Annotated in this window: 15 protein-coding genes, 1 tRNA gene and 2 pseudogenes; 12 read left to right on the top strand and 6 right to left on the bottom strand. The window is 68.2% G+C overall.

The features are described 5' to 3' along the window. Positions 1-97: 97 nt before the first annotated feature. Entirely contained in the window at positions 98-1,153 is a 1,056-nt protein-coding gene (locus SACMADRAFT_RS00140) for a hypothetical protein (protein WP_009151738.1), read from the bottom strand. 548 nt (positions 1,154-1,701) lie between these two features. Here SACMADRAFT_RS00140 and SACMADRAFT_RS00135 point away from each other — a divergent pair. The 11 genes and pseudogenes from SACMADRAFT_RS00135 to SACMADRAFT_RS30640 all read left to right on the top strand — a co-directional run. Next, the gene (locus SACMADRAFT_RS00135) at positions 1,702-2,778 is read left to right on the top strand and encodes a hypothetical protein (protein ID WP_009151737.1); all 1,077 of its coding nucleotides are present in this window, start codon (positions 1,702-1,704) and stop codon (positions 2,776-2,778) included. Continuing rightward, positions 2,775-3,971, top strand: coding sequence for a TRM11 family SAM-dependent methyltransferase (locus SACMADRAFT_RS00130; protein ID WP_009151736.1), 1,197 nt, complete (start codon positions 2,775-2,777; stop codon positions 3,969-3,971). The genes SACMADRAFT_RS00135 and SACMADRAFT_RS00130 overlap by 4 nt, the downstream gene beginning before the upstream one ends. Continuing rightward, positions 3,968-4,552: pseudogene (locus SACMADRAFT_RS30660) on the top strand (DNA cytosine methyltransferase); the annotation flags it as partial. The gene SACMADRAFT_RS00130 and the pseudogene SACMADRAFT_RS30660, both read left to right, overlap by 4 nt. Positions 4,553-4,718: 166 nt before the next feature. Continuing rightward, positions 4,719-5,084 carry a hypothetical protein gene (locus SACMADRAFT_RS30655; protein WP_232285658.1) on the top strand — a complete coding sequence of 122 codons (366 nt, stop codon included), beginning with the start codon at positions 4,719-4,721 and terminating at the stop codon, positions 5,082-5,084. Positions 5,085-5,230: 146 nt separating this feature from the next. Then, a complete protein-coding gene (locus SACMADRAFT_RS30650; RefSeq protein ID WP_232285657.1) occupies positions 5,231-5,452 on the top strand; it encodes a hypothetical protein in 222 nt (73 codons plus the stop codon). Between the two features lie 538 nt (positions 5,453-5,990). Next, complete coding sequence (locus SACMADRAFT_RS30645) at positions 5,991-6,365, top strand: hypothetical protein (RefSeq protein ID WP_232285504.1); 375 nt, start codon at positions 5,991-5,993, stop codon at positions 6,363-6,365. Then, positions 6,362-6,910 carry a VUT family protein gene (locus tag SACMADRAFT_RS00115; RefSeq protein ID WP_009151735.1) on the top strand — a complete coding sequence of 183 codons (549 nt, stop codon included), beginning with the start codon at positions 6,362-6,364 and terminating at the stop codon, positions 6,908-6,910. The genes SACMADRAFT_RS30645 and SACMADRAFT_RS00115 overlap by 4 nt, the downstream gene beginning before the upstream one ends. Next, the gene (locus tag SACMADRAFT_RS00110; RefSeq protein ID WP_009151734.1) at positions 6,907-7,803 is read left to right on the top strand and encodes a deazapurine DNA modification protein DpdA family protein; all 897 of its coding nucleotides are present in this window, start codon (positions 6,907-6,909) and stop codon (positions 7,801-7,803) included. Before SACMADRAFT_RS00115 ends, SACMADRAFT_RS00110 begins: the two co-directional genes overlap by 4 nt. Before the next feature lie 25 nt (positions 7,804-7,828). Continuing rightward, the gene (locus SACMADRAFT_RS00105; protein WP_009151733.1) at positions 7,829-8,566 is read left to right on the top strand and encodes a recombinase family protein; all 738 of its coding nucleotides are present in this window, start codon (positions 7,829-7,831) and stop codon (positions 8,564-8,566) included. Between the two features lie 592 nt (positions 8,567-9,158). Next, entirely contained in the window at positions 9,159-9,419 is a 261-nt protein-coding gene (locus tag SACMADRAFT_RS00100) for a hypothetical protein (protein ID WP_009151731.1), read from the top strand. Beyond that, positions 9,416-10,528, top strand: a pseudogene (locus SACMADRAFT_RS30640) (recombinase family protein); the annotation flags it as partial. The gene SACMADRAFT_RS00100 and the pseudogene SACMADRAFT_RS30640, both read left to right, overlap by 4 nt. Here the strand turns inward: SACMADRAFT_RS30640 and SACMADRAFT_RS30635 are convergent. From SACMADRAFT_RS30635 to SACMADRAFT_RS00080, 3 genes are all read right to left on the bottom strand, one after another. Then, on the bottom strand, positions 10,478-11,002 hold the full coding sequence (locus SACMADRAFT_RS30635) for a hypothetical protein (protein ID WP_232285503.1): 525 nt from the start codon (positions 11,000-11,002) through the stop codon (positions 10,478-10,480). The pseudogene SACMADRAFT_RS30640 and the gene SACMADRAFT_RS30635 sit on opposite strands and share 51 nt — an antisense overlap. Positions 11,003-11,213: 211 nt before the next feature. Beyond that, positions 11,214-11,286, bottom strand: a tRNA-Ala gene (locus tag SACMADRAFT_RS00085). A gap of 35 nt (positions 11,287-11,321) precedes the next feature. After that, entirely contained in the window at positions 11,322-11,513 is a 192-nt protein-coding gene (locus SACMADRAFT_RS00080; RefSeq protein ID WP_009151730.1) for a DLW-39 family protein, read from the bottom strand. A 135-nt stretch (positions 11,514-11,648) separates the two neighbouring features. Here SACMADRAFT_RS00080 and SACMADRAFT_RS00075 point away from each other — a divergent pair, with 135 nt between their 5' ends. After that, positions 11,649-11,876 (top strand): CsbD family protein, encoded by a 228-nt coding sequence (locus SACMADRAFT_RS00075; RefSeq protein WP_009151729.1) that lies wholly within the window; start codon positions 11,649-11,651, stop codon positions 11,874-11,876. Between the two features lie 23 nt (positions 11,877-11,899). Here SACMADRAFT_RS00075 and SACMADRAFT_RS00070 read toward each other — a convergent pair whose 3' ends face one another. Together SACMADRAFT_RS00070 and SACMADRAFT_RS00065 are read right to left on the bottom strand one after the other, a co-directional pair. Beyond that, positions 11,900-12,340 (bottom strand): hypothetical protein, encoded by a 441-nt coding sequence (locus tag SACMADRAFT_RS00070; protein WP_040925951.1) that lies wholly within the window; start codon positions 12,338-12,340, stop codon positions 11,900-11,902. A gap of 113 nt (positions 12,341-12,453) precedes the next feature. Further along, a complete protein-coding gene (locus tag SACMADRAFT_RS00065; RefSeq protein ID WP_009151727.1) occupies positions 12,454-13,041 on the bottom strand; it encodes a DinB family protein in 588 nt (195 codons plus the stop codon). Positions 13,042-13,080 lie beyond the last annotated feature (39 nt).

The following is a 13,080-nucleotide window of genomic DNA, read 5'->3' as shown; positions in this document are numbered from 1 at the left end:
GCTCGGCGAGCCGCTCCGAGCGGGAGGAGGACGGGTCCACGGCGAGGCCGACGGTCGCTGCTGCGACGGTCTGGCCGGCGGCGGACGGGCGAATGGGTCAGGCGCATCGCGGCACCTCCGGAGTCGTGCTCGACAGCTGCCGGGGTGTTCCGGTCGAGCGGTCGAGCGAGGTGGTGTGCGCGGGAGCGGCTGGGGTCCTCCCGCAGCCCTCGACTCCGGATTCGGGGGCCTTTTTCCAGGCGCGTGACCGAACCGTGACCAACGACTTTCCGCCGATCCTGGTCACCGTGCGTGACTTCCGGGTCGGTCGGCGCGGGGCACGGCTGGCGTCGCTCGCGGCGGCGGTGATGGCTGTGGCGTTCACCGCGCGGATCTCCACGTCGCGCTCGCGGCGGTCGGCGGGGTCGTCGTGCGGCGCCTGGTCGGTGAGCCAGGCGAGCAGGCGCGCTTCGGCCTGGCTGCGGACCCAGTGCAGGGCGGTGACCTTGACGCCGCGGTCGGCCGCAGCGGCAGTGAGTGTGTAGTCCTCGAGGCGAGTGGAGCCGATCAGTTCGGCCTCGTCGCCGGTGATCGCCCCATCGGCGACGGCGCGGGCGAGGACGAAGTCCGGGTGCCCCCACGGCGGGGTGGGTTCGCTGGAGTGGAAATCCTCATCGGTGGGCATCGGGCGGTCGAGTGCCTCGCGAATGAAGAGGTGTCCCGCGCGCAGGCCCGCGCAGCGCAGCCGCCACATGACCCACGGCCTGGCGAGGTCGATGCTCGCCAGCTCGGACAGGAAGCCGGTCAGAATCGCGGCGTGGATGTCGCGGTGGTCGTCGGCGTACGGCGCGGACAACTCGGCGGCAATGGCGAACAGCGCGGGCAGGGCGACGCCGACGCACGCGACGGTCCAGGTTCCGCCCTCGTCGCGAGAACGGGTGACCAGGTGGACCCAGATCGGGTCCACGGTGGACATCGGAAGGTTGGCGTCGAGAAGCAGGTCCCGCAGCTCGTCGAGGGGCACCCGCCGCCGGGGCAGACCGGGGAAGAGCCAGCCCTCGATGGAGACCGGGCTCGGCCCGGTGACCAACCACTCGAACGCCGTCCGCGCGGAATCCAGCGGAAGCGAGTCACGCTCGAAAGACGTGCGGCGGAATATGCGATTCGGGGCCATGACGGCTCCTTTTCGTGGTCCGGGAAACAGTGACCACGCAAGGAAGCCAAATCAGGTCCACCAAAACGCCACGAAACCGCCACCAAATGGCCTCCAAAGCGCCACCGATGATCTTGAACAGCCGCCTCCAAGCGCCACAAAGATCATCTACAGCCTGGAGCAGCACCCGCCGCGAAGGTCAGACAAGATCATTTATTGATCGTCGGTAATAGGCCCTGAGCTGTAGTAACAGTGTTTTGGTGGCGTTTTGGTGGCGATCCGGTAATAGGCCCACGGGACGCAGGGCAGGCCGCGAGGCGGCCCGGACTGTCGTCGCGCGTTGAGGTTGCCGGAAAAATTTTGGAGCCCGCGCGACGGACGACTCAACACAAGCTCTACGCGAGCACGCGCGCGAGCCTCATGTGCATTATTTAACCCCGAATCGCGCCGAATATTGACGATAAAGATTAGGTAACAGCCCTGGAAAAGTGGGTCGTTTTTCGGAGTCGGGGGGTGTCACAGAGCGCCACGTATCGCGGCGCGCACCCCAGAGGTTCTGCGAGGATTCCATGACCCAGTCCGACCGCCCCACGAGCCGCGGACCGAAGCGGCGCGGTGACACGACTCGCCCAGCGAGCACCCGCTCCGGCACCCGCCGAGGCGGGGATCGCCGCCCCTATCCGACCGCGTCGACCACCACCAGGGTCAGTCCCGCCAAGCCCGGTTCGGCGAGCACTCGCTCCCGGTCGCGCGGGTCCACGGCGACGCCCACCCCGGCGACGGTCTGGACGGCCGGCCCGGCTCCGATCGAGCTCGACACGGCCTGGCCGGAACCGATCGTCAGCAAGATCGTCAGCTCGTTCAGCGAGTCCGGCGGGCGGGTCGCCCTGCTGCCCTGGCCGACCTCCGGTAGCCGTGCGCCGCTCGCGTCGATCGGCGCGGACGGGGTGATCGACCACGCCCCGGCAACCGAGCCGGACCACGCGCTGGCCGACGCGCTCGCCGCCGTCGAGGCGCTTGACCGGACCGGCCGCGTGGTGCGCGTCGCGGTGGACCCGGCCGCCACCGGTCCGGGTGCGCGACCGTTCTGGGCGGACCTTGTCGGCGACGCCGATCGCTCGGCCGTGACCGCCTTCCCGTCGGTGCGGACGGGCATCGGCGACGGGGTGTTCGACGGTGCCGGGGACGCACCGGCGGACACCGACCTGATCATCACGAGCCTGCGCCCCGAGCACGGCGGCGACCAGTCCAGCGACCTCGTGGCGTTGGTCGCGGCGCGGCTGCTGCGGGTCGGCGGCATCCTCGTAGTTCTCACTCACTGTGACTGGCCCGCCGGTGAGCTGATCGACCCGACCGGCGCGGTCGTGGCCTCCGCGCAGAACGCCGACCTGCTCTACCTGCAGCACATCGTGGCCCTGCACGCGCCGGTGCGCGGCGGCCGGTTCGCTGCCGAATCCCTCGCCGAGCCCGACGGTCCGACGGCCGGGAACGAGGCGCGGGCTCGACACCGCGCGGTCGTGCGCGGGCTGCCCGCACCGCATCGGCGGATCCACTCCGACGTCCTCGTCTTCGCCCAGCCGCACGACTACGAGCCGCCTCGTGTGAGCCCGGCGGACGCGGCACTCGAGAGCGGAGTCATCCGATGACCCACGCCCAGGTGCCGAACCCCGCCCAGCCCGGAGACCACCGCCAGGAAGGCACGCCCGTGGCTGACGACCGCTTCCCGCGCGCCCTGTCCAACGCAGTTACCGCCCCGGCCCCGGCCCGTGAGGAGAACCCGGTGGACGAGCCGACCCAGCGCGTCCCGCGCGCGCTCATCGACGACCTCGACGGCACCACCGGTACACCGCCCGTGCGGGTCGCCGACGACTCGGCGGGAGACGTGGCGGTGTCGGTGTGGACGACCGCGCAGACCTCACCGGCTGCCCAGCGCAAGGGCCGCTACACGCCCGAGTCGACCGCGCATCCCGCGAAGATGCTCCCGGCCGTCGCGACGCACGCGATCGCCCACTACACCGAGCCGGGCGACCTGGTGCTCGACCCGATGTGCGGGATCGGCACCACCCTCGTCGAAGCTCTGCACGCGGGGCGCCGCGCGGTCGGGATCGAGTACGAGCCGCACTGGGTCGACGTCGCCCGCGCCAACCTCGCGCTCGCCCACGACGCCGGGGTGGAGCACGAGGGCCGGGTGTTCCACGGCGACGCCCGCCAGATCGCGTCACTGCTCCCGCCGGAGTACGCCGGGCAAGCGGCGCTGGTGGTCACCTCGCCGCCGTACGGGCCGTCCACGCACGGGCAGGTGTCGGTCGCGCCGGGCGCAGGGGTACAGAAGTACCACCACCTCTACGGCAACACCCTCGACCGCGGAAACCTCGCCAACATCGGGCACCACCGACTGCTGGCCGGATTCACCCGCATCCTCGCCGGACTGGTGCCGTTCCTGAAGCCAGGCGGGCACATCGCCATCACCATCCGGCCCTGGCGCGAACACGCCGAACTGATCGACCTGCCCTCGCAGATCCTGGCCTGCGGACTGCACGCCGGCCTGATCCCGGTCGAACGCTGCGTCGCGCTGCTGGCGCGGGCAGCCGAGCACGACCTCGTCGCGCGCGGCAGCTTCTTCCAGCGCGACTTCATCCGCAAACAGCGCGAAGCCGGGCTACCGCTGCACCTCATCAGCCATGAGGATGTGCTGATTTTCCGCACGGCCCTGCGCCGCTCGGCGGGTTCAGGAATCTCGACGGAACGCCAGGATTACCGACGGTTCCTCACCGGTCGAACGCGGCACGCCGAGAACCCGAGGGGCGAGTCGGGTGTGTCGGAGAGCTGGGCGGCATGACCACCCGGCCACCCCGCACCCGAGCCCGGTCGGGGCGCAACTCCGCCCCCGCCCTCGTCGCCGTCACCACGACGGCGGCGGGGGCGGTGCGGGCGGCCACCGCGCAGACCGTGCCGGACGAAGTACGGCAGAACGTGTCGATCGGCGCGAGCCCCGGACCTGTCGTCGGGTCGGTCTGCACCGGCTATGGCGGACTGGACCTCGGGGTGATTGCCGCACTCGGCGGGGGTCGGCTGGCCTGGTGCGCCGACCCTGACCCGCACATCGCCGCGATCCTCGCCGCCCGGTTGCCGGGCATCCCCAACCTCGGCGACGTCCGTGCCATCGACTGGACGAACGTCGAGCCGGTCGACGTCCTGACGGCCGGGTTCCCGTGTCAGGACATCTCCGCCGCCGGGCGGCGCGTGGGTATCGAGAAGGGCCATCGCAGTGGACTGTGGACAGACATCGTGGCGGGCGTTCGCGTACTACGACCCGCGCTGCTCGTCGTGGAGAACGTCGCCGCGCTTCGCTGGCGCAACGGAGGTCTCCACCGTGTACTCGGCGACCTGGCCGAAGCGGGGTATGACGCGCTCTGGCGTAGCGTCCGCGCCGCCGACATCGGCGCGGCACACCGCAGAGAACGGGTGTTCCTGCTCGCCTGGCCCCGCTTCGCTTCCTCCCCGGATGCTGCCGACCCCGCAAGCGCGCGACGGCGACAATCGAGGTCCGGCGGATCCGGTGCGGCGTCGAGCTGGTGGGCATCAAGTGAATCTGCACGACGCGGTGGACGCGGTGATGAAGCTGCTGCCTACGCCGACCGCCTCGGATGCGAAGAACTGCACTCGCAGGACGCAGGGTGGTGGTCCGTCGCTGCCCGACGAGGCGCGGCTGCTGCCGACGCCGAGGGCCTCGGACACGGGCACGGCAGGACGCCGGGCGGGTGCGGGTTTCCGGCCGCCGCTGTCGCAGCAGGTGCTTCCGCTGGTGGATCCCGAGGCGTTCCTGCCGACGCCGCGGGCGACCGACGGGACGAAGGGCTGTCCGGCGCAGCGGGGGTCCAAGGGCGACCTGATGCTGCCGTCGGCGGTGATGCGCCTGCTCGTCCCGGAAGCGGGCGGCGGCATCTCGTAGCCGTCGCCGACCCGGATCTCGCCTCGCCAGCAGCCGTGCATCCCGAGGTGGACTGGGGCGACTACGCGCCGGCCGTTCGGCGCTGGGAACAGGTGCTTGGGCGACCGGCACCGTTTCCCACGCAACCGGGTGTCCATGGGCGTCCCGTGTTGGCTCCTGTCTTCGTCGAGTGGCTCCAAGGGCTCGAGCCGGGCTGGGTGACGGCTCTTCCGCTGCCGCGCACCGCGCAGCTTCGTGCGTTGGGCAACGGTGTCGTCCCGCAGCAGGCCACGTACGCCGTCGGGTTGCTGCTCGACGACCTCGCCGCGCTCCTCGGCGCCGGTTCCACCGAGCCCTCCGGATACGCAGAGGAGGCGAACGCGGCATGACCAAACCAGCCTCCACTCACGACGCCGGTCCGGTCTTGCGATGCCTCTCGCTGGGCGCCGGGGTCCAGAGCAGCGCCGTCCTGCTGCTGGCCTGCGAAGGCGTCATTCCGCGCTTCGACGTCGCCCTGTTCGCCGACACCGGCTGGGAACCACGCGCCGTCTACGCGAACCTCGCCCGGCTCCGTGCGCACGCCGCAAAGTTCGGCATTCCGGTGCGCACGGTGTCGGCGGGCAACATCCGCGACGACGCGCTCGACCCGGCCCACCGGTTCGTGTCGATGCCGCTGCACGTGCTCAACCCCGACGGCAGCCGAGGCTTGGCGCGCAGGCAATGTACTAGCGAGTACAAAATTTCGCCGCTGAAGAAGGCGGCGCGTGAACTGCTCGGCTACCCGCATCCGCGACGGGTGCCGCGCGGGCTGTATGTGGAGCAGGCCATCGGCATCAGCACCGACGAGTTCACCCGCGCCAAGGACTCCGGCGTCAAATACCTGCGCAACGTGTTCCCGCTGATCGACCTCGGCTGGGACCGCGCCCGGTGCGCCGACTATCTCGCCGAACGCGGGTTCGGCGAAACAGTGAAAAGCGCCTGCATCGGGCGTTCCACGGCAACGCGGGCTGGCGCTGGCTCCGCGACAACGACCCCGACGGCTGGGCCGAAGCGGTCGAGTTCGACCGCGCCATCCGCGACGGCTACCCGCACGCCACCCGGCAGGGCCAGGAACTGCGCGGGCAGTACTTCCTGCACCGGTCTTGTCAGCCGCTCGACGAAGTCGACCTCGACCCGCCCGCTCCCGGAAAGCGCCACCTGCGGCTGGTCTCCGCCAAGGCGGTGGAGGAGGACGATCCCGACGGCTGCTCGCCGTGGTCGTGCCGGTCCGGCGACCCAGTCCCCGCGGAGCGTGCGGCATGACCGGGCTGCCGCGCTCACGCGCGGAGGCAGGGCATGGACTCCGCTGGTCGGGGCTGGCGGTGTCGGCCGCCTACGTCGGCTCGGTGGTGATGGCGAACTGGGCCTCCACGCACTGGGCGGCTCTGCTCGTCGGCTCGCTGATCGTGCCCGCCGGCACGCTGTGGGCCGGGGTGACGCTGACGCTGCGAGACCTGCTGCACGAAGCCCTGGGCACGTCGGGCGTTCTCGCCGCGATCGTGGTGGGGGCATGGCTGTCCTGGTCGTTGGCCTCACCGCAGATCGCCGTCGCGAGCGTCGTCGCGTTCGCCGTGTCCGAGTGCCTCGACTCAGTCATCTACGGCCGGATTCGGGTCCGGTCACGGCTGGGCGCGGTCGTCGGCTCGAACGTCGTCGGACTGGTCAGCGACAGCGTCCTGTTCGTGCCGCTGGCGTTCGGATCCTTCGCCGCAGTGCCCGGTCAGATCCTCGGCAAGACGGTCGCGACCGTGCTCACCGTCGCGGCATTACTGGCGGCGAAGCTCGCTCGGCGGGCGGTGTCGCGATGAGGTTCTACCTGGGCACCCATCAGCCGTCCTGGCTCACCCGCGATCTCGGTGTCCCGCTGCTGGTCTCCCACCGCAGGCTGGCCAAGCGGCGCAGCCTGCCGCGCGCGACCGGGCCGTGGGCGTGCGACCCAGGAGGCTTCACGGAGTTGTCGATGCACGGCCGGTGGCGCATCGACGAACGCGGCTACGTCGCGGCACTTCGCCGCTACGCCACCGAGATCAGCCACCTCGAGTGGGCCGCGCCAATGGACCACATGACGGAGAGCCATGTTCTGGCACGCACCGGCGCGACGGTGCGCGTCCACCAGAACCGCACCGTCACCAACTACCTACGGCTGCGCGATCTCGCGCCCGAGCTGCCGATCATCCCCGTGCTGCAAGGCCAGTCCATTGCGGACTACAACCGGTGCGCCGATCTCTACGAACGACATGGCGTCGATCTCGCCGCGCTGCCGCTGGTCGGGGTGGGCAGTGTGTGCCGTCGTCAGCACACCGCGGAAGTCGAGCAGATCATGCGATCGCTGTCGGCTCGCGGGTACCGCTTGCACGCTTTCGGAGCGAAGGTACTCGGGCTGGGCCGATATGCCGACGCGATCTCCAGCAGCGACTCGGCAGCCTGGAGTTTCCGGGGCAGGTATGTGCCCGGCTGCACGCCCAGCCACCGCAGCGAATCCAACTGCCTGCGCTTCGCGCTGGCCTGGCATACCCGGCTTCTGACCTCCTTGCGCGCCGAAGAACCAGGCCACCAGCCCGACCGCGGGCCGACTTCCGCGCGCGGCAAGGGACCGCGAGCACGCGGCCAAAGAAACGGACGCACCCGCCCTGGCTCGCCGCGTCCGCGCCAGGCTGGAGGCCGGACGCCCACTCGCGCGCAGACCTCGCGCGCCTCATAGCCCTTCACGGAATTGGAGAACCGCCATGCCTTCGAACAACACCGCGCAGGATGAGTCCAGCGACCGCATTCCGCGTTGGGCTGCGACCGCCGGCCGCCAGACCTTCGGGCAGCGCCTCACAGCGATGGGCGCCCGGCTGTTCGGGTCGGCAACAGAGCCGGACACCGGTGAGGCCACGCCGTCGTGGCGCGTGCGGCAGCGCGTCCTGCGCGACTACCACGCTGCAAACCTTGCTGCGGCCCGCACCGTGTCCGAGGAATTGGTGCGCGCCGGTTTCAACACCGGAGACGTGCCTTATGGCTATCGCGCCCGGCGGGTCCGGGTCACTCCGGCTGGCCGCCGAGCGCGCTGGCGCACTCGGCTGCTCATCGAACCGGTCGAAGCGTCCACGGTGCGGATGATCTTCGTGTGGAGAGGCGAGGATCGCTTGTCCACCACGGAGATCCGTCGCCGACTCGCCGCGTCTCGCTACCCCGCGCCGTTGGACCCCGAGACGGGCGAGCCCGGCGTGTGGACGGTGGCGATTGTGCGGGCGATCCTGCGCAACCCGAAGTACCTCGGCCGCCAGGTCTGGGGGCGCACCCACCACGGAAAGCCGACCCCGCGAGCCGACTGGGTCTGGTCGGAGGTGTGGGTGCACCCGCCGCTGGTGACCGTCGAGGAGTTCGCCGCTGCCGACCATCGCTCGTGGGGTGTCCCTGCCTCGGCCGAGGCAGGCGACTCCGCGAATGCGCTGTCGCCCGATCACCGGAGGGCCGCGTGATGGCCACCAACCACTACCCGGACGGATTGACGATCGAGGCCATCACCGCACTACAGCGGGAAGTCAACGATGAACTCCGGCGGGAGGGCTATCCCGTTCGGCCGGAACAGCCAACCTTCGTGTCGGCCCGCCCAACCTCGGCCCGCAGGCTCCAGGCTAACCGCTCGTCAACACGACCCAACGGCTCGCCAACGCGGTTGCTGGCGACCGGAGATGGCCCCGCCCGGAGCCTCCGCGGTCCGGCGGACAACGAAGGCGCGCGGCCGTCCAGTTCCGCAGCGGGGTGAACTATGGCTCCGCAGAGAAAGAGAAGGCAGAGAAACCGCCGCGCCGCCAATACTCAAGGCGTTGTGATCCGAGGCATTCGCCACGATCCACCCGATATTCGCAAGCTCGCAAAAGTCATCGTCAGTCTCGCAACAACAGCAACACAAGACGAAGATGCGCCTCAAATCGACCGCCCAGAAGCGGCGTAAATAACTGCGGCATATCGAGGTAATATTTTGAATTAAACAAAAGGAGATGCCGACGTTTCGAGGCAAAAGCCATTTGTGGCGATCTCCCATTCCGAACTAGACGAGAAGAGCGTGGGATGACCGGCGCGACCGCAGAACCTTCCGACAACTCGTGCGAGGGTGTTTCCCCCGCAGTGCTATTGGCGGCCTCGACCGCGGTGGAGCCGAAGCTTCGGGTCGTCACCTATCGGCGCGTGGCATCACAAGCCCCGGCCACGGCCGCCTCCCTGGAGGCGCAGCGCGCGGCGTGCCAACGCCTTATCGAGCAGCTCGGCCTTCACCTCGTTGACGTTTTCATCGAGCCCGAGCACTCGGCGACCGAGACGAGTGTGCGATGACCAGTGCGTACGACGATCTCGTCGACGAACTGCTGGGAGATGATGAGTTGCTGGCGGATGGCGCTCTTCCGGCCGTCCTGTCGACCGTCGCCGAGGCAGTAGAGCCGGGCAGCCGGGCAGTGATCTATCTGCGGGTGTCATCGGCTGGCCAGGTCAAGAACGACTACGACCCGGAAGGCATCTCGATACCCGCCCAGCGCGTCAAGTGCCAGCGCAAGGCCGAGCAACTCGGCTTGACGATCATTGATGAATACGTCGAGCCGGGTCGCACGGCAACCGAGATGTCGAAGCGAGTCGAGTTCCAGCGGATGCTCACGCGAGTACGCAACGCCGGCGACGTCGACTACATCATCGTCTACAAGCTGTCCCGAATGGCGCGCAACCGGCTCGACGACGCCATCGTCATGGCTGATCTCCGCAAACGCGGCGTCACCCTCGTCTCGGCCACCGAGTCGATCGACGACTCGCCCGTCGGTCAGCTCATGCACGGCATCCTGGCGACTTTCAACGAGTACCAGTCGCGGGAGTCCGGCGCGGACATCGCGTACAAGATGAAGCAGAAAGCCAAGAATGGCGGAACGATCGGCCGCGCGCCTCTGGGCTACCTCAACGTTCGCGACCGGTTCGACGGCCGCGAGATCCGCACCATCGCCGTCGATCCCGAGCGTGCTCCCTTTGTCCAGCTTGCCTTCGAGCTCTACGTCACCGGTGACTACTCGTTGGAAGACCTGTCCGACGAGCTCTACGATCGCGGCCTGCGCACCCGGCCCACCGGTCGCCATCCCGCCAAGCAGGTGTCGATCAACAAGCTCTCGATGATGTTGCGGGACCGCTACTACCTCGGGTACGTGGAAGTCGATGGCGAGGAGGTCCAAGGTCGTCACGAGCCGCTCATCGACGATGACCTCTTCGATCGCGTCCAGGATCTCCTCGAATCCCGCTCCACGGCAGGAGAACGCCGCCGCGAGCACCCCCACTACCTCAAGGGCTCGCTGTTCTGTGGACGCTGCAAGCGAGCGGGCATCACCCAGCGGCTGATCGTCCAGCACACCGTCAACTCACGTGGCAGCGAATACACCTACTTCTTCTGCCGCAACAAGCAGAACGGCAGCTGCGAAGCCCCGCATATCAACGTCGCCCTCATCGAAGACGCAGTGGAAAACCATTACGCGACGATCCGCTTCAGCGCCCAGTTCGTCGCCACCGTGCGCGCCGAGGTCGCTCGCGCCATCGACGAGCAGGAAGCCTCCGAGCGTCTGCTCCACAAACAACTCACCACCGAGTTGCAAGCCCTGGACACCCGCGAAGAGAACCTCATCGAACTGGCGGCCGACTCCACCATCGGGCAGGACAAGATCAAGACCAAGCTTCGCGAGATCGCGCGTCAACGACGACGCCTGACCGAACGCCTCACCACCACGACCGAGAACCTCTCCGACAGTGCCCGGCTCATCGAAGCCGCGCTCACGCTGCTGGAGAACCCCCAAGAGCTCTACCGCCGATGCGACGAACAGCAACGCCGCATGCTCAACCAAGCGATCTTCCACAGCATCTACGTCGATGACGACCAGATCGCCGACCACAGCCTCCGGGAGCCCTTCGCACACCTGCACGCCGTCCAGAGCGACTGGCAGACCACCGACGTGACTCTGCCGGAACCACGAACCGACACCCGGCCCCGAAATGCCAAAAGGGCCGCCTCCCGAAAGGGAGGCGGCCCCGTGGCTACCAACGGTGTCCAGGTCCTACTACGTGGCGTTGTTTCGGTGCCGTGTTCTAGTAAGACCCCTAGGGTGGAGCTGAGGGGAATCGAACCCCTGACCTCCGCCTTGCAAAAGCGGCGCTCTACCAATTGAGCTACAGCCCCGCACCGCGGGCGGCTTCGGCTACCCGCGGTGAAGTTCAGTTCTTGCTCGCGGAATCCGAGCTCGCCTTCGCCGGTGTGCTGCCGTTAGGAGACACACCGCTCATCGGACGCTCGGTAGGTGCGGTGGCCTCGCGCCAAAGGTCCGCCTCCGCCTTGGCGTCCCTGTTGCGCTTGATCACGAAGAACACGCCGCCCGCGACAACCGCGAGTGCCAACAGCTTCTTCACGGTGAAGCCCTCCTCGACGACAACCTGCTGACCGTGCCATCGCGATGCTACTGCACCCGCTCACCCTTACGTTTATCCGGTACGGGTCACGGGTAGTTGCCCTGCACAACCTTTTTGCGAGAGCGAGGCAGACCCATGGCTGAACGCGACGAACGCCAGGAAGGCATCAAGGGCGCCGTTGAGGATATGAAGGGACGGGTCAAGGAGACCGCTGGCACGTTCTTCGGCCGAGACGACATGGAACGCGAGGGCAGCGCCCAACAAGAGAAGGGCCGTGCGCAGCAGACGGCTGCCGAAAAGGAGCAGGAGGCCAAGCGCGCCGAGGAGCAGGCGAGCGAGGCCGAAGCCCGCAAGCAGCGTTGAGTCGCGGTTCCACGTGGAACAAGTCAATACGCACCCTGCATAGCCCCCTGTTCCGGCATGACAGGTAGGGGCAGGCGGCCCAGCGACCAGCCGGCCACGTCGACAATGAGCCCACGCCAGTGAATCCCGGGTTCCGGGCCCAACATGCCGGAGCCGGTCACCCATTGCGCGTCACGCAGGTGGATGTAGGTCACCTCACCGAGCACCTCGCCCCGGTTCTGAGCACGCCGCCTCCGGTAAAGCCCCGCCTGCTCTCTGTAGACGTTCGCCACGTGATAGGCAGCTTCTGACCCGTCCATCTCCACCAAGGTCGCCACCTCGTTCATCCATCTGGATGCTGTAACGAGGTCACCCGTCACGATGCCGCCTGGCACGCTAAGGGTGAGTGCCATGCTGAAGTCGTCCATCTGGTTCGCCGCATCGACGAAAGCCTGTAACAGGAAATCCGCGCGCCTGCCGGTCATCTCCTTCATCTCCGTTCACCTCATGTCACCAATTCGTAGCTACCCGCTGAGAGCGACCCGAATCCCCCAGCTTCGGCAGCAGTGCTCGTGAGTGACATGGCGTGGCGAAGCGGTCAGGAAGTACCGGCCTGCCTGGCCACTTGTTCCAGCCGCAGCCGGTAGGACTCCCACCAGTCCCGATCGCCCTCGAACATGTTGTCGCGGTCGGGGCGCAGGCCGACGGCGCTGTCGATCAACTCGCGGACGATGTCCGCATGGCCTGCATGTCGGTTCGTCTCCGCAATAACGTGGACGAGGATCAGGTGCAACGTTGCCTCTCGCAGCTGCGGCGGCCAGTGCCGAACATGACCCACCGCATCGAGCTCGTGCCCCTCGATGGTTGCGTCCGCGTGCTCGGCCGCCCGCTTGTACAGGCCGACGATGTAGTCACGCGACTCGTCAGCGGTGGCCCACATGTCCGCGTTGGTTTCCGCACTGCCTTCCAGCCAAGGCAATTCCTCGTGGTCCGGGCGGCCGAAGGTCTCGCCGAAGTAGCCGTACTCGACCCCGGCGAGGTGCTTCACCAAACCCAACAGGTTCGTGCCCGTCGGGGTCATCGGCCTTCGGATGTCGTACTCCGAAAGCCCCTCGAGTTTCCACAGCATCGCCTCGCGTGCCGTGCGCAAGTAGCGGTGCAGGTCTGCCTTCGCCGTCTTGGTCATCGTTGCAGACTAGTCCGGCGACCGGCTCGACCTGCACAG

Origin of the sequence: Saccharomonospora marina XMU15 (assembly GCF_000244955.1) — a bacterium.
GTDB lineage: Bacteria > Actinomycetota > Actinomycetes > Mycobacteriales > Pseudonocardiaceae > Saccharomonospora_A > Saccharomonospora_A marina.
Note: the sequence above shows the minus strand (reverse complement) of the source record. Positions and strands in the feature narration are given on the sequence as shown.